The sequence below is a fragment of the Brachybacterium epidermidis genome, assembly GCF_015209585.1.
Lineage (GTDB): Bacteria > Actinomycetota > Actinomycetes > Actinomycetales > Dermabacteraceae > Brachybacterium > Brachybacterium epidermidis.
In genome coordinates, this window is sequence record NZ_JADEYR010000002.1 from 192,424 (window position 1) to 213,459 (window position 21,036).

Below are 21,036 nucleotides of genomic sequence, written 5' to 3' on the forward strand. Positions count from 1 at the left end.
GCTCCCACCGGCGCCCGCGATTGCCCACTGTACGGGAGCGGGTGCGGGCGGGCGAGGGGTGTTGCGAAGACCGGGGCGAGGTCCTGATCACGGGCCGACAGCACCCGCTGCGCTCATGTCTGTGACAGCGTGGGGCGCGCCGTCAGCTGAGACCCGCTCACGGCTGTGCGGGGTCGCCCTCCACGGGACCGGCGGTGTTGGGCTGCCATCCCAGGGCGGGGGCCACGTGCTGCGCGAAGTTCTCCAGGATGTGCAGGTTCAGCTCCACCCCCAGCTGGGAGGGGATCGTGAGCATGAGTGTGTCGGCGCTCATCACCGCAGCATCGGCGCGCAGCTGCTCCAACAGCTGATCCGGCTCGCCCACGTAGGTGCGGCCGAAGGTGGAGCGGTGCCCGTCGATGATGCCGATCTGATCGGCACCGCTGCCCGAGCGCAGCCCGAACGTCAGCGCATCCTGCTGAGTGACCACGGGAAACACGCTGCGGGAGACGGACACTCGCGGCCGGTGCGTGTGGCCGGCTTCGGCGAAAGCGGAACGGAAGCGATCGATCTGCTCTGCCTGAAGCTCGCCGAAGGAGGCGCCGGTGGCCTCGGTCAGCAGGGTCGAGCTCATCAGGTTCAGCCCCTGGCGGCCGACGGTCTCGGCGCTGTCGCGCGAGCCCGCACCCCACCAGATCCGCTGGATCAGACCGGGGGAATGGGGTTCGATGCGCAGTCCTGCCCCTGGCTGCACGGGGGCGCCGTAGGGCTGCTGCGAGGCGCGGGCCATCGGCTCGCCGCGCACGGCCCGCAGAAACAGCTCGAACTTCTCCCGGGCGATGTCCGCGCCCCGCGGGTCGGTGGAGCCGGTGTAGCCGAAGGCCTCCCAGCCGCGGTCGGCCGGCTCGGGGCTGCCCCGGGACACCCCGAGCGCCACCCGGCCATCGGCGATCAGGTTCAGCGCGGCCGCCTCCTCCGCCAGCTGCAGCGGGTTCTCGTAGCGCATGTCGATCACGCCGGTGCCCACCTCGATGCGCTGGGTGCGGGCTGCGACGGCCGACAGCAGCGGCATCGGAGAGGCGGATTGGGTGGCGAAATGGTGCACGCGGAAGTAGGCGCCGTTGACGCCGAGCTCCTCCGCGCCGACGGAGATGTCGATCGCGTCGTGGAGCATCTGCCGGGCGGAGAGACCGCCGTGGGCGGCGGCGTGGCCGTAGTGGCCGAAGCTGAGGAATCCGAAGGCACGCATGATGGCCACCACCGTACACGGTGATTGAATATTCGATCAATGGGTGGGACGAGCCCAACATGGGACGAGCTCAACATGGGACGAGCTCAAGAGGCGGGTCGCGCGAGCGGGCGCCCGGCTTGCGGCCGCAGCGCTCCAGGCCCACGTGGACGTTCCCGTTCCACGAGGGGCGAATCCTGGAACGGGAACGTCCCCACGGGAGCGTCCCGTCCGGCCGGGGGTGGGACAGGTCAGCAGTTGTGACCGGCCGGCGGGGGTCCGAGGGAGCGGCCGGGAAGGAACGTGCCGGTGTGCAGTGAGTGCCGCACCGGAAGGTCCGCCCCCTCCAGCAGCTCCTCCATGCGGACCACGGCATCGCGGACGACCTGCCGGACCGGCAGCTGCATCGTGGCCAGGCCGATCAGATCCAGTCCGTCACCCAGCCCGTCGAAGCCCACGGTGCTGACGTCCTCGGGAACACGCAGACCGCGCTGGGCGGCCGCCCGCAGCAGCTCCAGCGCCACGTAGTCCACCGGGCAGACGATGCAGCCGGCCCGCTCCTCCCGGGCGACGTCGAGGGCGCGCCCCACGCCCTGCTCGACGGGCAGCAGGTCCACCGGGACCGCAGACACCCCCAGTTCAGTGCATCGGTCCACCAGGCTGCGCATGCGCAGGTCGAACACCCGGGAGTAGAGGACGGGGGCCTCCAGCACCACGACACGGCGATGGCCGGCGGCGGCGATCTGCTCCGCCATGTCGCGACCGTGCGCCTTCTCGTCGTAGCTGACCGATTCGATCCGCGGATGACTGTTCGGACGACCCACGATCATCATCGGGATCCCGGTGACCGTCTCGGCGAGATCCTCGGCAGCGGTGACGCCCGTGCCCACGAACACTCCCGCCACGCGCAGCCCCATGAGCCGATGCAGACCTTCGATCTCCGTGCCCCCGTAGTCGTGCCGGTGGGCGGTGACCGAGACCAGGGTGCGCTCGGCGGCCAGGACCGCACGGTGCATCTCCGCGTGCAGATGGCCGTAGGCCGGGTTGGTGGCGTCGCGGATCAGCAGTCCCAGCTGCCTGTTGCTGCGGGCGGCCAGCCCGCTGGCCACGAGGTTGTGCACGTAGCCCATCGCGCGGGCGGCCTCGTGGATGCGGATCTGGGCATCGGGGGAGACCTTCTCGCCGCCGTTCTGGAACACGCGGGAGACGGTGGAGCGCGAGACCCCTGCCGCTCGTGCGACGTCCTGCATCGTCGGTGGACGTGACCTTCCCATGCATTCCCTCCTGCCGGATCGCAGCGCTCGGCACCGGGGGCTGGATCGGTATCGCAGCAGGGTAGTCGAGTCCGTGAACGGGACCTCTGCCTAGGGATGACGGTCCGGTGAAGTCGACCCGTGTGGTGTACGCGACCAGGGCGGGAAACGGTGAACTTCTGACGCACATCCGGTGACGAGGCAGTGGACGAGCGGGGACGGGAGGTGCAAATCCCGACGAATCGTCCGTGAACCAACGCTGGTGGGAGCGCTCCCACCTGCACTGCCATCGTGCGTTAACGCGGCATTAACCCAGGTCAAAGGGGTACTGGCGCGACCTTCGCGGCCCTCCCTAGGTTGTGGTCGTCCCCGCCGACCGGAGCCCGACGGGCACCGGGACCGCTTCACAGCGAGCACAGAACTGGGAGCGCTCTCATGACCACCTCGACCCGCAGGTCACCGTCATCGCGCACCGCTGCCCCGTCGGGCGCGAGGCCCACCGACGCCGCCAACGGGCTCTCCACTGCCGCCGTTCACGGGGCGAACTCCACGGAGGCACCCGGGAGCACCGGCCATCCCCCGCACCGTGGGAACGACGCCATCCGGGCACGCACTGAGCAGCGCAGGCGATCCCCTCAGCGCCGCCGCCGCACCCGCCGCGACGCGGCCCTGTTCCTGGCACTGGTCGCCCCCAACCTGGTGGCCATCCTGGTGTTCTCGTACTACCCCTCGCTGTACAACATCGGCCTCAGCTTCACCGAATGGGACTTCGTGGAGCCCACCCCCGAATGGGTGGGGCTGGAGAACTACCAGGACCTGTTCACCGACCCCGCCTTCGGCCAGGTCCTGCTGAACACCCTCATCTTCACCGGCGTCAGCGTGGTCGGCTCGATCATCGGCGGAATCCTCCTGGGCAGCCTGCTGGCCACGAAACTGCCGCTGACCGGATTCGCCCAGACCATGGCCTTCGCCCCGCACATGCTGCCCGGCGCAGCCGTCGGCACCCTGTGGCTGTTCATCTTCGATCCCAACTATGGGCTCTCGCGCTGGCTGTTCTCCCTGGTCGGTGCTTCCTCACCGGCCTGGACCACCACCTCGGACTGGTCGCTGTGGGCGATCACCATCGCCTACACCTGGCAGCGGCTCGGGTTCGTCACCGTGATCTGCTACACCGCGATCCTGGACCTGCCCCGCGATATCTACGAGGCCGCAGCCCTCGACGGTGCCCACGGCTGGACGCTGCTGCGGCACATGACACTGCCGCTGCTCAGCCCCATCACGTTCTTCCTGTCCATCACCGGCGTCATCTCCGCCGCCCAGGCCTTCGACATCATCTCGATCATGACCGGGGGCGGGCCCGGGAACTCCTCGTCGACCCTGAGCTGGATGGTCTACGAGGAGGCGTTCCAGAAGTTCGACATCGGCTCCGCCTCTGCCGCCGCCACGATCCTGCTGGTCATTCTGCTGATCCTCACGTTCGTCCAGGTCCGTGTGGGAGAGAAGAAGGTGAACTACGACTCATGAGCACCCACGCCACCACCAACTCGTCCGAGATCCGCGACACCGCTGACGCCCCGCTCCGCCGCCGCGCCCGCGGCCCGCGTCGACCGGCGTGGCGGACCGCCCTCTTCATGGTCGGGATCATCGGCATCATCGCCATGTTCTTCGTTCCGCTGTACTGGCTGTTCTCGTCGGCCTTCAAACCCCAGGACGCCATCTACACCTGGCCGCTGCAGTGGATCCCCACCGAACCGACCCTGGCGAACTTCGCCGAAGCCTGGTCCACCGCGCCGTTCGACCGCTTCTACCTGAACTCCATCATCACCACGGTCGTGGGCACCGGGCTGGAGATCCTGCTGGCGATCCTGTGCGCCTACGCCTTCGCCTTCGTCGAGTTCCGCTTCAAGAGGATCGTGTTCGTGCTGATCATCGCGTCGATGATGCTGCCCGGCCACGTCACGCTGATCGTCAACTACATCACCGTGGCGAACCTCGGGTGGCTGAACACCTACCAGGGTCTGATCCTGCCCGGCATCGCCAGCGCCTTCGCCATGTTCCTCCTGCTGCAGCACATGCGCACCATCGACGTGGACATCATGAAAGCAGCGGAGATCGATGGCGCCGGGCACCTGCGCCGCATGATGACCATCGCCGTGCCGCTGTCCTCGCCGATGATCCTCACCGCCGGCCTCATCGTCATGGCCGGCAAATGGAACGAGTACGTGTGGCCGCTGATCGTCACCAGCACCACGGACATGCGCACGCTGCCCATCGGCCTGCTCTTCCTGTGCAGCCAGGAGGGCTACTCGAACTGGGGCGCCATCATGGCCGGCACCGTCTTCGTGTCGCTGCCGATGCTCGTGCTCTTCTTCCTCGGCCAGAAACGGATCATCGGCGGTCTCGCCGCCGGTGCCCTGAAGTGACCCGGCCCTGTCACTGGACATCGCCGCCTCACGGCGCATCCGCCCCAGCGTCGGCCCTGCGCCGCCGCCCCTGTCCCACCTCGACCTCCATCCCACGACCCGACCCGATCAGACCTTCCCAAGGAGATGTCCATGACCAGCCCCCGTTCCTTCTCCCCGTCGCGTCGCAGCATCCTGACCGCTCTCGGGCTCGGCGCAGCCGGCGCCTCGCTCGCCGCCTGCGGCTCGCCCAATGGCGGCAGCTCGGAGGGCGCTGACCAGCCCGTCCGCGACGGCTTCGGCCAAGCCGACATCACCGTGCCCGACGAGTACAAGGACCGCACCCCGATCCTTTTCTGGGCGCCCTTCACCGGCAACAACCTCGAAGTCCTCAACGGCCTGTTCACCGCGTTCAACGAGTCGCAGAACGACATCGTCGCGGTCGCCGAATCCGTGGGCGGCTACGCCGACCTGAACCAGAAGTTCACCGCCGCGCTGCAGGCCCGCACCGTGCCCGACATCGTCTGCTTCCCCGAGATGCAGTGGCTGCAGTTCTACTTCTCCGACGCGCTCGCCCCGCTGGATGATTATTTCGATGACGAGTGGAAGCTCGACAACTACATCGACAGCTACACGCCCGAGTGCAAGGCCGCGGGCCAGACCTATCTCGTGCCCTTCGCCCGCTCCACGCCGCTGTTCTACTTCAACCGCACCCGCTACCAGGAAGCCGGACTGCCGGAAGAGGGCCCCGAGACCTGGGAGGATCTCGCCGAGTTCGGCAAGGAGCTCTCCTCGATCAAGGTCGAGGGTCGGCCGCTGAGTGCGCTCGCTTTCTCCACCGACGACGCCTGGTTCTCGCAGGCCGATATCTGGGGCTTCGGCGGCCGCAACAGTGACGACGACTTCCAGGTCACCATTGACGAAGCGCCGGGGATCGAGTGGCTGGAGTTCCAGCGCAAGCTGATCCACGAGGACAAGGTCGCCTACATGGCGAAGGCCGCCGGCACCGACTTCGAGTCCGGTGTCGCCGCCGGCAAGCGCGGCTCGACCGCAGGCCTGACCGGCACCACGAAGGCCGTTGGCGACAAGTTCGAGGTCGGCACCGCCTACATGCTTGCCAAGGAGGGCCAGGAGAAGGCTGTGCCGACCGGCGGCTCCGGGCTGTCGATCGTCCGCGCTGATTCGAAGGACCGCCAGGACGCCTGCGCTGAGCTGTTCCGCTTCCTGGGCACGCCCGAGAACTCCGCGACGTGGCACATCGGCACCGGCTACGTGCCGATCGTCAAGGCCGCCCGCGACACCCAGGAGGTCAAGGACCTCGTGGCGAAGGACCCCAACTACGAGGTGGCCCTCAACCAGCTGGAGAACGCCCGTACCGCCGATTACACCAACTGGTTCCAGTCGGCGGTCACGGAGATCTCCACGGCCGTCGCACAGGTGCACGGTGACGGCACCGACCCCAAGACGGCGCTGGGCTCCATCAAGGATTCCCTGCAGGAGATCCTCGACGACAACCGCGAGGACATCGAGAAGATCGACTTCGAGAGGATCTGAGCATGAACACGGTCGCCCCGAGCGCATCGGACGTGCCGAGCTCTGGCACCTCAGGCGCCCCCGGCACGGCCGGTGCACGGTCCGACCGTCACATCCCGCAGCTGGTGGGCCATCGCGGCGCTGCGGCGCTTGTCCCCGAGAACACCCTGCTCTCCTTCCGCCGCGGGATCGCCGACGGGGCCGTGCTGCTCGAGTGCGACGTGCACCTCAGCGCCGACGGCCGCGACGTGATCATCCACGACGCCACCATCGACCGCACCGCCCAGCCCGATTCCCCGCTGCGCACCGGATCGGTCGCGGAGCTCACCCGCGAGCAGCTGGACCGGGTGCGGGTGGGCATGGACCAGCGCATCCCCACGCTCACCGAGGTGCTCGATGTCGCTGTGGGAGAGGGCGGCACCCGGATCCCGCTACTGGTCGAGGTGAAGGCCCCTGCCGCCACCGCGCTGGTGATGCAGATCCTCACCGCCTACTTCCGGGACCAGGACTTCGCGGAGAGGGCGTCGGCCCCCGCGATGGTGATCTCCTTCCACCCGGAGGTGCTGCAGGAAGCGCGGGCAGTTGCCCCGCACATCCCCCGCCTGCTGACCACCACGGAGACCTCCGAGCAGTTCTTCACCACGGCCGTGGAGCTCGACGTCGCCCAGATCGGTGTGCGCATCGCCGACGCCCGTCAGGCGGATGTGGAGCGCGCGCGGCAGCTCGGCATCGAGCTGAACCTGTGGACCGCTCGGTCCGAGGAGGAGCTGCACCGGGCACTCGAGCTGGGCTGCGACACCATCACCGTCGACGATCCGCGGTGGGCCCGCGAGATCATCGCCGGGGCCGGATCACCGGATGCCGGCCTCCCGGGCCGGAAATCCGAGAGGATCGGGGCATGACACGCACCCAGCCCCTCGTCGTCGGCCACCGCGGCGCTGCCCACCTGGCCCCGGAGAACACCCTGTCCTCGTTCCGTCGGGCCCTGGCCGACGGTGCTGACCTGCTTGAATGCGATGTTCACCTGAGCAGTGACGGGCAGGTGATCGTCATGCACGACGAGACCATCGACCGCACCGCCAACGAGGACTCCCCGCTGCGCACCGGCGCCATCGCCGACCTCACCGGCGAGCAGCTGGGCCGGGTGCGGCTCCAGCACGACGAGCACGTGCCCACCCTCGCGCAGCTGCTGGACCTCACCACTGTGCCGCTGTTCATCGAGGTGAAGGTGCCGGAGGCGGCTCGCGCGGTGGGTGAGCTGCTGGCCGAGCTCGAGGAGGGCTCCCCGCAGGCCGCCTCCACCGTGATCTCCTTCCACGCTGAAGCGCTCGCCGAGATCCGCCGCACCAGCCCGGAGACCACGGTGTCCTACCTCGTCAAGGCGGTCGACGAACAGGCGCTGTCCACCGCCGAAGAGCTGGGTGCCGCCGCCATCGGCCCCGCGATCGACGGGCTGTCGCTCGCCGCAGCCCGGGCCGCCCGGGAGGCCGGGCTGGCCGTGCACCCGTGGACGGTGAACACCGAGGAGCAGCTCGCGGTGGCACTGGCCTGTGAGGTCGACTCCATCACCACCGACGACCCCGGCTGGGTCAAGGAGCGGCTGGCAGGGCGACCGACGGGCCTGTGACCGGCCCGATGGCCCGTCCGCCACGCGGACGTCGACGCTCTGCGCTCGAGGTGTCCGTACCGTGGTGTGATCCACGCCGCTTCACGCCTCACCCACCCCTGCTCGCAGCACGAAGGAGTCTGCAATGAACGCCGCCGTCCGGTTCACCGATGCGCACTACCTGGATCCGCACACCGGCGAATGGAGGACGGCGGATCTCGAAGTGCGGGATGGCCGCTTCCACCGCATCAGCGCGCGCTCCGAGCGCGGTGCCGAGTCCGCGCACGACGACGGCTCCGACGGCGCAGCCGGCGATGACCAGCGGCCCACCACGATCGACCTCCAGGGCCGCTATGTGCTCCCCGGCCTCATCGACTGCCACGTGCACGTGTACGCGATGACCGCGAACCTCGGGCAGCTGGAACTGATCGCTCCCTCGTATGCCGCCATGCATGCGGCCCGGCTGATGGGGGACATGCTCGATCGTGGCTTCACCACGGTGCGGGACGTCGCGGGTGGCGATCACGGCCTGGCGGCAGCCCAGGAGGAGGGGATGCTGCGTGGCCCCCGCCTCTTCTTCGGCGGGAAGTCGCTCAGCCAGACCGGAGGCCACGGCGACACCCGCAGCCCGGGCCAGACCGTCTCCACCTCCGTGCCCTGCTGCGCGGGCATCAGCGTCATCGCCGACGGGCCAGACGCGGTCAGGGCCGCGGCACGCGACCAGCTGCGCACCGGCGCGCACCACATCAAGATCATGGCCGGCGGCGGGGTCGCCTCTCCGACCGACCGGGTCGACTCCCTGCAGTACTCGTTGGCAGAGATGCGGGCTGCTGTCGAGGAGGCAGCCGATGCCAACCGGTACGTCGCAGCTCACGCCTACACCCCCGGTGCCATCCGGCGCGCGCTGCAGGCCGGGGTGCGCTCCATCGAGCACGCCAACCTGATGGACGATGCCACCGCCGAGGCCGTCGTGGAGGCGGATGCGTTCGTGACCATGAACCTGGTGACCTACTGGGCGCTCAAGGAGTTCGGCGCCGAGATGGGGCTGCCCGAGGCCAGCCAGGCCAAGGTCGACGACGTGCTCCAGGCAGGGGAGAACGCTCTGCAGATCGCCGATCGGCACGGGCTGAACCTCTGCTTCGGCACCGATCTGCTGGGCGGGATGCAGATCCACCAGTCCCGCGAGTTCGACATCCGGGCTCGCTTCCAGGAGCCTCTCGACATCATCCGTGGCGCCACCACCACCGCCGCCCGGCTCCTGGAGCGCGAGGGCGAGCTGGGGGAGATCCGCGACGGTGCCCTGGCGGATCTGCTGGTGCTCGACCGCGACCCCCTGCAGGACATCACCGTGCTCTCCGAGCCCGATCCCGTGCTCGTCGTCCAGGGCGGACGAGTCGTCGGTGGCCGCGAGCACTCAGCCTGAGCGCACCTGAGCGCACCCTTCCCCTCCCACACGAAAGGCACCCCTCATGAACATCACGCACATCGTCGTGCTCGTGATCTACGTCGTCCTCATGCTCGCCGTCGGCGCCTGGTTCGGGCGCTCGAAGCAGACAGCCTCCGGTGAGGACTTCATGCTCGCAGGGCGATCGCTGCCCGCACCGGTGCTCGCCGGCACGATGCTCGCCACGTTCGTCGGCTCCGGGTCGATCATCGGCGGCGCCAACTTCGCCTACAGCTACGGCGTGCTGCCCGGCTTCCTGTTCTTCTCGGGGACGATCATCGGCACCCTGGTGCTGATCGCGATCGCCAAGCGGGTGCGCGGCCTGGCCAACTACACGATCCCCGAGCTGTTCGAGCAGCGCTTCAGCCGGGCCACGCGGCTGGTCGCCACGATCATGATGCTGGTGGCCTTCATCGGGATCGCGGCGTACCAGTTCACCGGAGCCGGCTACATCATCAGCCTCATCACGCCCCTGGACGGGACCACGGGTTCGATCCTCGCGGCCGTGCTCATCACCTTCCTCGCCCTGGCCGGGGGTCTGAAATCGGTCGCCTGGACCGACTACATCTCGGCGATCATGATCGTCTTCGCACTGTGGGTGACCCTGTTCTTCGTGATCGGCGTGGATCTCGGCGGCGTGTCCGAGCTCGGCTCCGTCGGCTCCGGCCAGGGCGGTGTCTTCGGCGGGCTCTCCCCGATCCAGATGCTGGGCTTCGCCCTGCCCCTGCTGGCCCTGATCCTCGGCGACCAGAACATGTACCAGCGGCTCTCCTCCGCGAAGGACGAGAAGGCCGCCCACAAGGGCGCCATCCTCTTCTTCTTCGGTGCGATCATCATGATCGTCCCGATCGTCCTGCTGGCGGTCTCCAGCGCCGTGCTGCAGCCCGGGATCGAGCCCGACATGGCAGTGCTCTCCCTGTCGGACGCGAGGTTCACCCCGGGTGCGATCGGCGGCGCGCTGCTGGCCGGCGCGTTCGCCCTGGTGGTGACCACCGGTTCGTCGTACCTGCTCACGTGCTCGCTGAACATCGTCCACGACCTCGTGGGTCAGGTGAGCCCGAAGACCCCTCAGAACCCGGCCCGGGACATGTGGCTGGGGCGTGCGGCGGTGCTGGGCGTGGCCGTGCTCGCCTACGTGATGGTGCAGTTCTTCCCCAGCGTCCTCGCCCTGCAGATGTACGCGTACACGATGTACGGCGCGACGATCACCCCCGTGGTCCTCGCGGCCCTGTTCTGGAAGCGGGCCACCGCCGTCGGGGCGCTGGCCGCGATGCTGGTGGGCGGCGTGGCGACCATCGGCTGGGAGGTCAGCGGGCGCGCTGCCGAGGTCAACTCGGTGATCGTCTCGCTGCCACTGGCGATCATCGCGCTGGTGGTGGGGTCCCTGCTGACACGGCCCAAGGCCGACGAGGCACTGCCGCAGGACGTGAAGTCCCCGGCGGCGTGACGACGGCGCCGCCGACCAGGCATGTCAAGGGACATTTACTTTTTCTGTCAAGGGCCCTTGACACTCATGTCAAGCGACCCTTACATTTCTAGGCATGAGCACCGCGACTTCCACCACCGCCCCTCCCACCGACCTCACCCCCTCGACCGCCACCGATCACCGCATCACCGCACCCGCTGAGGCCGGCGCTCCCGCGGTCCCGACCCTGCGCATCGCCGGGGTCCTCGCCGTCCGCCCCCTGCTGATCCTGGCCCTCGGCCTCGCACTGCTGGGGGCCAACCTCTCCCTCATGTACGCCAACGCACTGGTCGTGATCGTCGACGTGGTCGCCCTGGCAGCCGTCGCCGTGGCCCTGCGCGCCGAGGGCAAGCGGCTGCGGGACCTGTTCGGGCCCTGGCGCTGGGTGGATCTGGCCTGGGGCGCCCTGCTGCTGGTCATCCTGACAGTCGGCTTTTTCGCCTCGAACTTCGCCGCCAACCTGATCGTCTACGGCGGGGCCCCGCCGATGCCCGCAGGCCCCGCGCCCTCCATCCCGCTGTGGGTGGGCCTGGTCGCATTCCTGATCGCCCCGCTCAGCATCGCCCTGTCGGAGGAGGCCGTGTACCGCGGCTACGCCCAGCCCCGCCTGCAGCGCCACATCGGGCGCATCGGCGCCCTGGTCCTGGTGGCGGTGGTGTTCGGCATCCAGCACGTCGGCTTCGCCCTCAGCTCCGGGCCCGACATCGCCGCCAAGGTGCTCACCACCGTGTTCGCTGGCCTCATCCTGGGCGGCCTGTGGCTGTGGATGCGCCGTCTGATGCCATTGGTGCTGGCCCATTGGGGCCTCGACCTGCTGTTCCTGGGCCTGCCCACCCTGGCAATCGCCCTGCTCTGAGGCCGATCTGAGGTTGACGCCTCCGGTGGTACCTCCCCGCTCGATCATCACCCCCGTCGGCCCTGCCGACCACCGACCATCCCGGAAGGACCCGCTATGACCACCGATGCCCCTACCCCTGGCACGACGACCGCCAGCCCTCGGAAGAAGGCGAACCGCACCTTCGCGCTCCTGTTCACGCTTGGCGGTGTGTTCTACGGCCTCGGCCTTGCCGCTGCCGGCTTCGCCCCCTCCATCGGGATCCCCGCCTGGTGGGCCGCGCTGATCGTCTTGCCCGGCATCGGGCTGATGGCCTGGGCCAACGTGCTGATGTACCGCAGTGGGGACGAGTTCGAGCGCGCCAAGATCGCCGAAGCGATCCTCCTGGCCTTCGCGATCTCCACCCCGCTGATCCTGGCCGTGGGCGTGCTGCAGTTCTACGTGCTTCCCGAGCTCAACTGGATCTTCGCCTTCTCGATCCTGATGGTCGCGTGGATCCTGGGCACCATCGTCTCCGCGATCCGCTATCGCTGAGAGGGCCGACATGCGCAACGACATCAAGGCCCTCCGCGCCGACCGCCGCTGGTCCCAGGCCGAGCTCGGCACTGCCCTCGGCGTCTCCCGGCAGACGGTGATCGCCCTGGAGAACGGCAAGTACGACCCCTCACTCCCGCTGGCGTTCAAGATCGCCGAGACATTCGAGAAGCAGATCGAGGAGATCTTCCACCCCGACTCGGAGGGCTGACCAGGAGGGTTCCCAGGATCGTGCACGGTGAGGCGGCCGATGCCCCGTCCCTCTCAGCCCTCGTTGCGGACGGTGAGGTCCGCCCCGCCCTCCTCGATCTCGCCGATGACCCGCCAGGTGACCTCGGGCAGGTTCAGCTCCTCGTCCGCGGCCGTCACCGTGCAGGTGGTCTCCAGGCTGGTCCCGTCGATGCCGTCCGCGCAGTCCACCAGGAGGTCCACCTTCTCGGTGCCCTCCCGGATCTCCGGGGCCGTCTCTCCCAGGATCGACTCGATGTCCTCGGCCGACGCCGGCAGCGCCACCCAGCCGTTGCTCCACTCGTGACCCACCTCGTCGAACGGGGCACGCCAGGCCTCGGCGCCTGTCCGGCCGCCGGAGTCCCCGTCGTCGGACCCCTCGCCGCCGGAGTCCCCGTCGTTCGCTCCGCCGTTCTCGGACTCCTCGCCGCCGGGGCGGGCCTTGCCACCCTCATCGGCGGGCTGCTCGGTGGGGTCCGCGGACGCCTCGACCGACGGTGGATCCGCGGGTGTCGTCTCCTCCGGCTCGTCGGGGCCGCAGGCGGCCACCGCGCCGACGGCGAGCAGCGTCACGCACCCTGCGCTGAGCCGACGCAGGCCACGACCACTTCGGTGATGGTTCCTGAGTCCTGTGAACATGGTCTCCCCCAAGTCCGTTCGCGCCGGACCGCTGATCGGCCGGGCCTTGCCACCATGCTTCTGTGCAGGTCATGCGCGGTCAATACCCCGCGACCAGGGGGTCTCACCAGGTGAGTGCATATGGACAGTCCTGACGCCACCCCCGCGGGACTCCGTACTCTGGGGTCGCTGTGACTGCTTCGCCCCGCACCGGGGCCATCCGAAAGGACCGCGATGCTCGATTCGACGCTCCAGGCCACCTACGACCAGGTGCTGCGCCGCAACCCCGGCGAGCCCGAGTTCCACCAGGCCGTCCGCGAGGTGTTCGAGTCCCTCGAGGTCATCCAGGGCAAGTACCCCGAGTACAACGACCGCAGCATCCTGATGCGCATGTGCGAGCCCGAGCGGCAGATCATCTTCCGCGTCCCGTGGGTGGACGACAAGGGTGAGGTGCAGGTCAACCGCGGCTTCCGCGTCGAGTACAACTCCGCGCTGGGCCCCTACAAGGGAGGCCTGCGCTTCCACGCCTCGGTGAACCTGGGCATCGTGAAGTTCCTGGGCTTCGAGCAGATCTTCAAGAACTCCCTGCCCGGTCTGCCCATCGGCGGCGGCAAGGGCGGCTCCGACTTCGACCCCCACGGGCGCTCCGACGGCGAGGTCATGCGCTTCTGCCAGTCCTTCATGACCGAGCTGCACCGCCACCTGGGGGAGTACCCCGACGTGCCCGCCGGTGACATCGGGGTCGGCGCGCGCGAGATCGGCTACCTGTTCGGCCAGTACAAGCGCCTGACCAACAGGTACGAGGCCGGTGTGCTCACCGGCAAGGGCCTGGACTGGGGCGGCTCGCTGGTGCGCAAGGAGGCCACCGGCTACGGGGCGGCCATCTTCGCCGACGAGATGCTGCGGGCCCGCGGCTCCTCCTTCGAGGGCCGTCGCGTCGCCGTCTCCGGCTCCGGCAACGTGGCCCTGTACGCGATCGAGAAGACCCACCAGCTGGGCGGCGTGCCGATCACTGCCTCGGACTCCTCGGGCTACGTGGTCGACGAGGATGGCATCGACCTGGATCTGCTCAAGCAGATCAAGGAGGTGGAGCGCGGTCGCATCCACGAGTACGCCGAGCGTCGTGGCGGCAGCGCTCGCTTCGTCAAGGACGGCTGCGTGTGGGACGTGCCCGTGGCGATCGCGATCCCCAGCGCCACCCAGAACGAGCTCAATGCTGATGCCGCCCGCACCCTGGTCAAGAACGGCGTCGAGGCCATCTCCGAGGGTGCCAACATGCCCTGCACCCCCGAAGCGGTCAGCGTGTTCCGCCAGGCCGACGTGGCCTTCGGCCTCGGCAAGGCCGCGAACGCGGGCGGCGTGGCCACCAGCGCGCTGGAGATGCAGCAGAACGCTTCCCGTGACACCTGGAGCTTCGAGCACACCGAGGAGCGCCTCACCCAGATCATGAAGAACATCCACACCACCTGCCTGGAGACCGCCGAGGAGGCGGGGCGCCCGGGTGACTATGTGGTGGGTGCGAACGTGGCCGGCTTCCGCAAGGTGGCCGACGCGATGATCGCCTTCGGCGTCATCTGATCGCTGACATCTGAGCAGCCCCTTCTGATCGTCATCATCTGATCGGCTTCTCCTGATCGACGAGCCTGACTGCTGCGATACCTGCCGAGGATCTGCTGCTGTCGCACTAGTATCCGGGTATGAGTTCGGCCGACCCGCAGATCGTGCCCTTCGACCGCACCCGCACCGACGAGGTCATCGAGGTGCTCGCCAGAGCCTTCGCGCAGGACCCGTTCCTGACCACGATGCTGCCGCCGGACAGGCGCCATGACCGCATCCGCGCCACCTTCGATTCCGAGCTGACGCTCGCGATGTCCGTGCCGCACGTGATCGACCTGGTCCTCGCTGACCCGTTCGACGTCGTCGGTGTCGCGGTCTGGGCGCCCCCGGGCACGGCAGTGCCGGGGCCGATGGCCACCGTGCGCGCCCTGCCAGCCGCGGTGCGGGCAGGAGGTCGGTCCGTCGGCCGTCTGGCCCAGGCATGGTCGGCGATCGCCCGCACCCGCCCCACCCAGCCGCACTGGTACCTGGCCACGCTGGGCGTGAGGCCCGACCACGCCGGTCGCGGCATCGGGTCGGCGCTACTGCGGCACCGGTTGGCCACGATCGATGCCGACGGAGCCGACGCGTACCTGGAGGCCTCGGCCCCACCCCTGGTCGGGTACTACGAGAGGTTCGGCTTCCGCTCCCTGGGGGAGGTCGCCTCATCTGGCGCGCCACCGATGACCCGGATGTGGCGCGCGCGGTGACACGCCTCGAGCTGATGTGACCACATCTGTGACCGGCGCCTCACCCCCTTAGGTGGGAATGGTTCTCATGCGCTGGTAGCCTCTCGTGCATGACATCACTGCGAACGATTATCACTACCCGTCGGGCGGCGTCGCTGCTCGGCATCGGCGTGCTCGCCCTGGCCGCCTGCAGCCCCAGCGCCACCACCGGCGGGGGAGCGTCCGACGGTGGGGGAGCCTCGGACGGCCAGACCGCCACCAGCTCGGACCGCACCGAGGTCGCTGCCCTCACCCCGCGCATCGTGCTCGCCCACGACGGCGGCGTGACCACGATCGACTCCGCGGACGGCACCGAGCTGGGCACCGCCGAGGTGGAGGGCTACGTGCGGCTGAACCCGGCCGGCGACGGCCGTCATGTCGCCCTCAGCACCGCGGACGGCTTCACGATGTACGACACCGGTCTGCTGGCCCAGGGCCATGGCGACCACTTCCACTACTACGTGCAGGACCCCGCGCTCACCGACATCAGCGTCGAGGCGCCCCACCCGGGACATGTGGTCCCGCATGCCGGCCGCACCGCCCTGTTCGCCGACGGCACCGGGGCCATCACCCTGTTCGATCCCGCCTCCCTGGCTGACGGCTCCCTCGGCGAGGTCGAGGAGACCAGCACCGAGGATCCGCACCACGGCGTCGCCGTGCCGCTCGAGGACGGGGGGCTGCTGCTCACCCAGGGCACCGAGGACGAGCGCAGCACGGTGCAGGTCAAGGATGCCTCCGGCGCTGTCGTGGCGGAGACCGACGACTGCCCCGGCATCCATGGCGAGGCGGCCGCGCAGCCCTCCGAGTCCGGTGACGTGATCTCCATCGGCTGCGAGAACGGCCCGGTCGTCTACCGCGACGGCGAGTTCCACAAGGTCGCCGTGGGCCAGGAGTACCAGCGCTCCGGCAACCAGAAGGGCCACCCCTCCTCACCGATCGTGCTGGCGGACCACAAGGTGGAGAAGGACCCGGCCGGCGGCATCGAGCGCCCCACCCAGATCGCCCTGATCGACACCCGTGACGCCATCATGCGGACCGTGGACCTGGGCTCGCCCTACTGGTTCCGCTCCCTGGACCGCGGCCCGAACGGCGAGGCCCTGGTGCTCACGTACGACGGCGAGCTGAACATCCTCGACCCCGAGTCCGGCGAGATCCTGCACGAGGTGCCGGTCGCCGCGGAATGGAGCGAGCCCGATGAGTGGCAGCAGCCCGGCCCGATGATGGCCGTGGCCGACGGGACCGCCTTCGTGGTGGACCCCGCCTCCAAGAAGATCACCATGGTGGACGTGGCCAGCGGCAAGACCTACCGCGAGCTGGAACTGACCGTGGAGCCGCACGAGATCCAGGTGACCACCGGCACCGCCTCGGGCGAGTACACGGTGGGGCACGCGCACGACCATGAGGACGACGAGCACGCGGACGACGATCACGCTGATGAGGGTCACGAGGACCAAAGCCACGAGGACCACGGCCACGAGGACCACGGCCACGAGGACCACGGCCACTGACCCTCCCGGTCAGCGAACCTCCCAGTCCTCCACATCCCCCGGGCCCACCTGCAGTAGCGGTGGGCCCGCGGCGTGGTCCCCACGGTGGGAAGGTGCGGCAGGTGCTCGGGTGCACGGGCGGTGACCTTGCGTCGCAGGTGCTCCAGTTCGTACTCCAGCTGCCCGCTGGTCACCGGGATGGCCTCGATGGGGTGGGGGGGGCGCCGGCACCGGGTGGCCGCAGGATCCGGGTCGCATCGAAGCGGTAGCCGCGGTCGGTCGCCTCTTCCTGCAGGGCGCTGAGGTAGGCGCCGATCGCCACCATGGGGTCGGGGTGGGCGCGGAAGCGGTGCAGCTGCGGATGGTTCGTGTACCCGCGGGTACCGCCGGCCAGCACCTTCTGGGCCAGCAGCGCTTCACGCCAGCCCGCCACCAGGGCGGCCCGGTCCAGCAGGGACGGGTGCAGGCTCCACAAGCGCACGGTCCTCCTCCCCTCAGCCGGCCAGGCGCCGCGCGCGGGCGCTGACCGCATCGGCCGTCGAGATCGCCTGAGACGCGTAGCCGGATCCGAACAGGTGCACGTGGGCCAGCAGTCCGAACAGCACGCGCGCCGGCAGGTCCTCGCGCCAGCCCTGCGGCAGGGGATGGGCCTGTTCGTACCCGGCGTAGATCTGCTCCAGGTGCGGGGCGCCGAAAAGCGACAGCATCGCCAGGTCCTCCAGGCGGTGCCCGCCGTGCGCGGCCGGGTCGATCAGCACGGCACCCCCGCCCGTCCACATCACGTTGCCGGACCACAGGTCCCCGTGCACCCGGGCGGGCGGCTCCGGCTCCTGCCCGCAGATCCCGTCGAACGAGCCGTCCGCGATCGTGTCGATCGCGGCCTCGACCCGAGCGCTGCCGTCACTGCCCAGTGTGGAGATGCAGGAGGCCAGCAGGGGCCGCAGACGGTCCTCCGCCCAGAAGCGGGCGAAGCTGTCGCGGGAGTCGGTGGGCACCTCGAAGGGATCGGTGAGCGGCCCGAACCAGGCCGAATCCCCCGGCGCCCAGCCGAATCCCGGGGCACCGGCGTCGTGCAGCCGCGCGAGGCGGGCGCCGAGGTCGCGGGCGGCCTCGGCATCCGGCGAAGCGGACTCCAGGCGCACCAGGTGCAGGGCGTCCTCCCGCACCTCCAGCACCTCCACGACCGGGACGGCACCCGGTTCGGCCAACCACCGCAGACCAGCGGCCTCGGCCGCGAAGAACCCCGAGGGGGCTCCGGCACGGGACTTCACGAAGGGGGCCCGCTCGGCGCGGGGTCCTGCGCCCGCCTGCTCCTGCTCAGCCATCGGCCCCGTCCTCGAGGTCCAGGTGAGCGGCGAGGGTGGAGCGCAGGCACGGCAGCACCCGCTGATGCGCGACCCGGGTGGAGGCCGCGGAGGCCACGTGGACCAGCATCGCCGTGCGCTCGTACGCGGTCCAGGCGTGCATGCGGCGGCGCAGCGCCGCAACGTCGGCCACCGCCTCCGGCACCTCCCCCGTCTCGGCGCGGGCCTGCAGGTAGCACTCCACGAAGCGCGTCACCCGTTGCTCGTCCATCGGCACGTACCAGGGCCCGCCGTGCACGCTGCCGCCGATGATCGCGAGGTCACGGGCCGGATCGTCGGCCTGCGCCCATTCGAAGTCGATGTAGCGCACCACCGGGTGCTCACGTCCGGGCTCCGGCATGCTCCACAGCACAGTGGTGGCGCACAGGTCACCGTGCGCGAGCACGAAACCTCCCGAGGACGACGTCGACATCGCCGCGATCTCGGGCTCGATCCCCGCCGCCACCTCCAGGGCGGCCTCCAGGAACGGCTCCAGGCCGTGCTCCTCGATCACCATCCCGTACCGGTCCCGCCACTGGGCGACCAGCTGCTCCACCTCGCCCAGCAGCGACGCCGGGCCGGGCGGGATCTGCGACCACGGATCCTCTCCCAGGGACACCGGGCCTCGCCCCGGTGCCGCCACCGTGTGCAGGCGGGCCAGGTGGCGGGCGTGCAGCTCCAGCTGCATCGGTGTCCAGGCCTCGGGCGCGGCGGTCGAGCCCGGCATGTCGGTGGCGACCACATAGGGGTGGCCGATCGGGCTGGTGGCGGCGTCGTCGTGGAAGGCGATGGGATCCGGGCCCACCTCCGGAGGGATCAGCGTGAGGGCCGCGATCTCATGGGAGAGGCTCTGGTGCAGCTCGCTCGGTGCCACGTGCGGGATCCGCACGATCACCGGCGCGTTCTGCTGCGGCACCAGGCGCCAGGCGGCGAAGCGCTCGCCCACCCCCACCAGGGACACCCGGGCCTGGCCCGACAGCGAGGCCGGCAGCACCGAGGAGTGCAGGCCGGGCAGGCGCACCGGGGAGTTCTCATCGCGCAAGGGCAGCACCAGCGTCCCGTGGCGCCACGCCTGCAGCAGTCGCTCGCCCATGGCGGCGCTCACGGGATCGGGAGCGACGGACGGGTCCTGCGGGTGGGTGCTCTGCATCGGTGCCTCCTGCCGGTCGATTATCCCACTGTCCCGCGCGGATCTACGATGGATCCCGCGCCGATCGACGCTCGCACCCGTTCCTCACCGCGGAGGCTTCCCCCCATGGAGTTGGCACTGCTCGCGATCGCCGTGGGCGTGGGCGTGGGCCTGGTGGTGGGCGCGCTCGGTGCGGGCGGCGGGATACTCGCGGTGCCGGTGCTGGTGTTCCTGCTGGCGCAGGATCCGCACTCCGCCACCGCCTCCAGTCTGATCATCGTGCTTGTCACGGCGCTGTTCAGCATCCCGCACCATGCCCGCAATGGGAACGTGAACTGGCGCGAGGGACTCGTCTTCGCGGGTGTCTCGGTGGTCGGTGCCGTGGCAGGGTCGCGCCTGTCGGTGCTGGTGGACCCGCAGCTGCTGCTGGTGCTGTTCGGCTCGATGCTGGTGGCGGTCGCCGTGCTGATGGCCGTGCGCGGCGTCCGGGGCAGGCGGCAGGAGAATCTGGAACGGGCGGCGCACGGCACCTCCGAAGCGGACCAGCCGCTGCTCACCCACGACGACCCGGTGCTGGACGCCCCCGGGCCCGACACCGTGATCGCCGCCGACGGCACCCACACCCACCACGGCAAGCCCGCTGACCACAGTGCAGGACCGGGCAGTCGGCGCCTGCCGGTCGTGATCGTCGCCGCCACCCTGACCGGCTTCCTCACCGGCTTCTTCGGTGTGGGCGGCGGCTTCATCGTGGTGCCGATGCTGGTGATCGCCCTGGGCCTGGCCATGCGCCGCGCCTCCGGCACCAGCCTGCTGGTGATGATCGTGGCCACCGTGGTCAGCCTGCTGGCGCGCATCGGCACCCACGTCTCTATCGACTGGACGGTCACGCTGCTGTTCGCGGCGGGCTCCGCGGTGGGCGGCATGCTGGGCGGCCCGCTCTCGGCCAAGGCCCGCCCCTCCACCCTCACCCTGATCTTCGCGACCCTCCTGGGCGGGGTGGCCGCGGTGACCCTGGGCACCACGCTGCTGGGCTAGGCGTCCGCACCGTCCCAGAGGATGCGTCCGCTCCCATCGAGACGGGCGCCCTCGCTGGGCTCGTGCGCGCTGAGCCGGCCGGTGTGCATCAGGTGCTCCACCGGGATGCCGTGCTCCAGTGCGATCACGTCGGCGATGATGCGGCGGTGGCAGCGCCACCACACCGACTCCGAGCACATCACCGCGGTGCGCGCCGCTTCGATGTCGACGGTGAGATCGCTGATCGCGGCCCGGAAGTCGTCCTCGCGGGTCCAGGCGGCGTAGGCGCGGAACGCGGCCACGCGCCACCAGGTGTCCGGGGAGGCGGCATCCTGCTCCGTGGTGAGTCGGCGCCTGCCTCCCAGGCGCTCCTCCCACCGATACTCGATGCCGGCGGCCTCGCAGATCTCCTCGACCTGGCCGCGGGCTGCGGCGTCGTTCGCCCGGCTGCCGGGGAAGCGGCGCACGTCCACCAGGCGCTCGATTCCTGCGCCGCTCAGCAGCGCGGCGAGCTCGTCGCGGTCCAGACGGCCGTGGCCGACGGTGATCAGGGGAGGGGCCATCGGCCCAGCATGGCACGCCGGGTACCGGCGCGGACCGATATCATCAGGCAG

The 21,036-nt window shown here is 69.8% G+C and carries 21 protein-coding genes; 14 read left to right on the forward strand and 7 right to left on the reverse strand.

Going from position 1 to position 21,036, the window contains the following annotated elements:
- Positions 1 to 157: 157 nt before the first annotated feature.
- Together IOE58_RS03535 and IOE58_RS03540 are read right to left on the reverse strand one after the other, a co-directional pair.
- Entirely contained in the window at positions 158 to 1,228 is a 1,071-nt protein-coding gene (locus tag IOE58_RS03535) for an LLM class flavin-dependent oxidoreductase (RefSeq protein ID WP_193865046.1), read from the reverse strand.
- A 230-nt stretch (positions 1,229 to 1,458) separates the two neighbouring features.
- A complete protein-coding gene (locus IOE58_RS03540) occupies positions 1,459 to 2,481 on the reverse strand; it encodes a LacI family DNA-binding transcriptional regulator (RefSeq protein ID WP_193865047.1) in 1,023 nt (340 codons plus the stop codon).
- A 414-nt stretch (positions 2,482 to 2,895) separates the two neighbouring features.
- Between IOE58_RS03540 and IOE58_RS03545 the strand changes: the two genes are divergently transcribed.
- The 10 genes from IOE58_RS03545 to IOE58_RS03590 all read left to right on the forward strand — a co-directional run bounded on the left by IOE58_RS03545 (position 2,896) and on the right by IOE58_RS03590 (position 12,490).
- Positions 2,896 to 3,984, forward strand: a complete 1,089-nt coding sequence (locus IOE58_RS03545) for a carbohydrate ABC transporter permease (protein ID WP_228018779.1) — start codon at positions 2,896 to 2,898, stop codon at positions 3,982 to 3,984.
- Entirely contained in the window at positions 3,981 to 4,883 is a 903-nt protein-coding gene (locus tag IOE58_RS03550; protein WP_193865048.1) for a carbohydrate ABC transporter permease, read from the forward strand. Before IOE58_RS03545 ends, IOE58_RS03550 begins: the two co-directional genes overlap by 4 nt.
- A 132-nt stretch (positions 4,884 to 5,015) precedes the next feature.
- Positions 5,016 to 6,416, forward strand: coding sequence for an ABC transporter substrate-binding protein (locus tag IOE58_RS03555; protein WP_193865049.1), 1,401 nt, complete (start codon positions 5,016 to 5,018; stop codon positions 6,414 to 6,416).
- Positions 6,417 to 6,418: 2 nt separating this feature from the next.
- On the forward strand, positions 6,419 to 7,297 hold the full coding sequence (locus IOE58_RS03560) for a glycerophosphodiester phosphodiesterase (protein ID WP_193865050.1): 879 nt from the start codon (positions 6,419 to 6,421) through the stop codon (positions 7,295 to 7,297).
- On the forward strand, positions 7,294 to 8,022 hold the full coding sequence (locus IOE58_RS03565; RefSeq protein ID WP_193865051.1) for a glycerophosphodiester phosphodiesterase: 729 nt from the start codon (positions 7,294 to 7,296) through the stop codon (positions 8,020 to 8,022). The genes IOE58_RS03560 and IOE58_RS03565 overlap by 4 nt, the downstream gene beginning before the upstream one ends.
- 124 nt (positions 8,023 to 8,146) lie before the next feature.
- Positions 8,147 to 9,424: a metal-dependent hydrolase family protein gene (locus IOE58_RS03570; protein WP_193865052.1), complete on the forward strand. Its 1,278-nt coding sequence runs from the start codon at positions 8,147 to 8,149 to the stop codon at positions 9,422 to 9,424.
- Positions 9,425 to 9,470: 46 nt separating this feature from the next.
- Positions 9,471 to 10,892, forward strand: a complete 1,422-nt coding sequence (locus IOE58_RS03575; RefSeq protein ID WP_193865053.1) for a sodium:solute symporter family protein — start codon at positions 9,471 to 9,473, stop codon at positions 10,890 to 10,892.
- Between the two features lie 94 nt (positions 10,893 to 10,986).
- Entirely contained in the window at positions 10,987 to 11,766 is a 780-nt protein-coding gene (locus tag IOE58_RS03580; protein ID WP_193865054.1) for a CPBP family intramembrane glutamic endopeptidase, read from the forward strand.
- A 96-nt stretch (positions 11,767 to 11,862) separates the two neighbouring features.
- Positions 11,863 to 12,279 (forward strand): hypothetical protein, encoded by a 417-nt coding sequence (locus IOE58_RS03585; RefSeq protein ID WP_193865055.1) that lies wholly within the window; start codon positions 11,863 to 11,865, stop codon positions 12,277 to 12,279.
- Positions 12,280 to 12,289: 10 nt separating this feature from the next.
- Positions 12,290 to 12,490 (forward strand): helix-turn-helix transcriptional regulator, encoded by a 201-nt coding sequence (locus tag IOE58_RS03590; protein WP_193865056.1) that lies wholly within the window; start codon positions 12,290 to 12,292, stop codon positions 12,488 to 12,490.
- Positions 12,491 to 12,543: 53 nt separating this feature from the next.
- Here the strand turns inward: IOE58_RS03590 and IOE58_RS03595 are convergent, their stop codons facing one another.
- The gene (locus tag IOE58_RS03595; protein WP_193865057.1) at positions 12,544 to 13,080 is read right to left on the reverse strand and encodes a hypothetical protein; all 537 of its coding nucleotides are present in this window, start codon (positions 13,078 to 13,080) and stop codon (positions 12,544 to 12,546) included.
- 279 nt (positions 13,081 to 13,359) lie between these two features.
- On the opposite strand from IOE58_RS03595, the gene gdhA reads away from it, so the two are divergent.
- The 3 genes from gdhA to IOE58_RS14620 all read left to right on the forward strand — a co-directional run bounded on the left by gdhA (position 13,360) and on the right by IOE58_RS14620 (position 16,957).
- Positions 13,360 to 14,703: an NADP-specific glutamate dehydrogenase gene (gdhA, locus tag IOE58_RS03600; RefSeq protein ID WP_193865058.1), complete on the forward strand. Its 1,344-nt coding sequence runs from the start codon at positions 13,360 to 13,362 to the stop codon at positions 14,701 to 14,703.
- 119 nt (positions 14,704 to 14,822) lie between these two features.
- Positions 14,823 to 15,431 (forward strand): GNAT family N-acetyltransferase, encoded by a 609-nt coding sequence (locus tag IOE58_RS03605; RefSeq protein WP_193865059.1) that lies wholly within the window; start codon positions 14,823 to 14,825, stop codon positions 15,429 to 15,431.
- 89 nt (positions 15,432 to 15,520) lie between these two features.
- Positions 15,521 to 16,957 carry a hypothetical protein gene (locus IOE58_RS14620; protein ID WP_193865060.1) on the forward strand — a complete coding sequence of 479 codons (1,437 nt, stop codon included), beginning with the start codon at positions 15,521 to 15,523 and terminating at the stop codon, positions 16,955 to 16,957.
- 169 nt (positions 16,958 to 17,126) lie between these two features.
- Here the strand turns inward: IOE58_RS14620 and IOE58_RS14745 are convergent, their stop codons facing one another.
- Genes IOE58_RS14745 through IOE58_RS03625 form a run of 3 tightly spaced genes read right to left on the reverse strand, consistent with a single transcriptional unit; the run spans position 17,127 to position 19,429 of the window.
- On the reverse strand, positions 17,127 to 17,417 hold the full coding sequence (locus tag IOE58_RS14745; protein WP_348981857.1) for a pyrimidine dimer DNA glycosylase/endonuclease V: 291 nt from the start codon (positions 17,415 to 17,417) through the stop codon (positions 17,127 to 17,129).
- A 13-nt stretch (positions 17,418 to 17,430) separates the two neighbouring features.
- The gene (locus IOE58_RS03620; RefSeq protein ID WP_193865061.1) at positions 17,431 to 18,261 is read right to left on the reverse strand and encodes a fructosamine kinase family protein; all 831 of its coding nucleotides are present in this window, start codon (positions 18,259 to 18,261) and stop codon (positions 17,431 to 17,433) included.
- A complete protein-coding gene (locus IOE58_RS03625) occupies positions 18,254 to 19,429 on the reverse strand; it encodes a phosphotransferase family protein (RefSeq protein ID WP_193865062.1) in 1,176 nt (391 codons plus the stop codon). Before IOE58_RS03625 ends, IOE58_RS03620 begins: the two co-directional genes overlap by 8 nt.
- 105 nt (positions 19,430 to 19,534) lie before the next feature.
- On the opposite strand from IOE58_RS03625, the gene IOE58_RS03630 reads away from it, so the two are divergent.
- Positions 19,535 to 20,443, forward strand: a complete 909-nt coding sequence (locus IOE58_RS03630) for a sulfite exporter TauE/SafE family protein (protein WP_193865063.1) — start codon at positions 19,535 to 19,537, stop codon at positions 20,441 to 20,443.
- Here IOE58_RS03630 and IOE58_RS03635 read toward each other — a convergent pair.
- Positions 20,440 to 20,985 (reverse strand): DUF488 domain-containing protein, encoded by a 546-nt coding sequence (locus tag IOE58_RS03635; RefSeq protein WP_193865064.1) that lies wholly within the window; start codon positions 20,983 to 20,985, stop codon positions 20,440 to 20,442. The genes IOE58_RS03630 and IOE58_RS03635 overlap by 4 nt on opposite strands.
- Positions 20,986 to 21,036: the final 51 nt, after the last annotated feature.

What these genes read in the sequence shown, in the direction of transcription:
- IOE58_RS03635 (WP_193865064.1), bottom strand. Translation starts at nt 20,985, where the DNA reads ATGGCCCCTCCCCTGATCACCGTCGGCCACGGCCGTCTGGACCGCGAC.
- IOE58_RS03625 (WP_193865062.1), bottom strand. Translation starts at nt 19,429, where the DNA reads ATGCAGAGCACCCACCCGCAGGACCCGTCCGTCGCTCCCGATCCCGTG.
- IOE58_RS03560 (WP_193865050.1), top strand. Translation starts at nt 6,419, where the DNA reads ATGAACACGGTCGCCCCGAGCGCATCGGACGTGCCGAGCTCTGGCACC.
- IOE58_RS03570 (WP_193865052.1), top strand. Translation starts at nt 8,147, where the DNA reads ATGAACGCCGCCGTCCGGTTCACCGATGCGCACTACCTGGATCCGCAC.
- IOE58_RS03555 (WP_193865049.1), top strand. Translation starts at nt 5,016, where the DNA reads ATGACCAGCCCCCGTTCCTTCTCCCCGTCGCGTCGCAGCATCCTGACC.
- IOE58_RS03590 (WP_193865056.1), top strand. Translation starts at nt 12,290, where the DNA reads ATGCGCAACGACATCAAGGCCCTCCGCGCCGACCGCCGCTGGTCCCAG.
- IOE58_RS03540 (WP_193865047.1), bottom strand. Translation starts at nt 2,481, where the DNA reads ATGGGAAGGTCACGTCCACCGACGATGCAGGACGTCGCACGAGCGGCA.
- IOE58_RS03580 (WP_193865054.1), top strand. Translation starts at nt 10,987, where the DNA reads ATGAGCACCGCGACTTCCACCACCGCCCCTCCCACCGACCTCACCCCC.
- gdhA (WP_193865058.1), top strand. Translation starts at nt 13,360, where the DNA reads ATGCTCGATTCGACGCTCCAGGCCACCTACGACCAGGTGCTGCGCCGC.
- IOE58_RS03545 (WP_228018779.1), top strand. Translation starts at nt 2,896, where the DNA reads ATGACCACCTCGACCCGCAGGTCACCGTCATCGCGCACCGCTGCCCCG.
- IOE58_RS03585 (WP_193865055.1), top strand. Translation starts at nt 11,863, where the DNA reads ATGACCACCGATGCCCCTACCCCTGGCACGACGACCGCCAGCCCTCGG.
- IOE58_RS03620 (WP_193865061.1), bottom strand. Translation starts at nt 18,261, where the DNA reads ATGGCTGAGCAGGAGCAGGCGGGCGCAGGACCCCGCGCCGAGCGGGCC.
- IOE58_RS14620 (WP_193865060.1), top strand. Translation starts at nt 15,521, where the DNA reads ATGACATCACTGCGAACGATTATCACTACCCGTCGGGCGGCGTCGCTG.
- IOE58_RS03550 (WP_193865048.1), top strand. Translation starts at nt 3,981, where the DNA reads ATGAGCACCCACGCCACCACCAACTCGTCCGAGATCCGCGACACCGCT.
- IOE58_RS03605 (WP_193865059.1), top strand. Translation starts at nt 14,823, where the DNA reads ATGAGTTCGGCCGACCCGCAGATCGTGCCCTTCGACCGCACCCGCACC.
- IOE58_RS03565 (WP_193865051.1), top strand. Translation starts at nt 7,294, where the DNA reads ATGACACGCACCCAGCCCCTCGTCGTCGGCCACCGCGGCGCTGCCCAC.
- IOE58_RS03535 (WP_193865046.1), bottom strand. Translation starts at nt 1,228, where the DNA reads ATGCGTGCCTTCGGATTCCTCAGCTTCGGCCACTACGGCCACGCCGCC.
- IOE58_RS03575 (WP_193865053.1), top strand. Translation starts at nt 9,471, where the DNA reads ATGAACATCACGCACATCGTCGTGCTCGTGATCTACGTCGTCCTCATG.
- IOE58_RS03630 (WP_193865063.1), top strand. Translation starts at nt 19,535, where the DNA reads ATGGAGTTGGCACTGCTCGCGATCGCCGTGGGCGTGGGCGTGGGCCTG.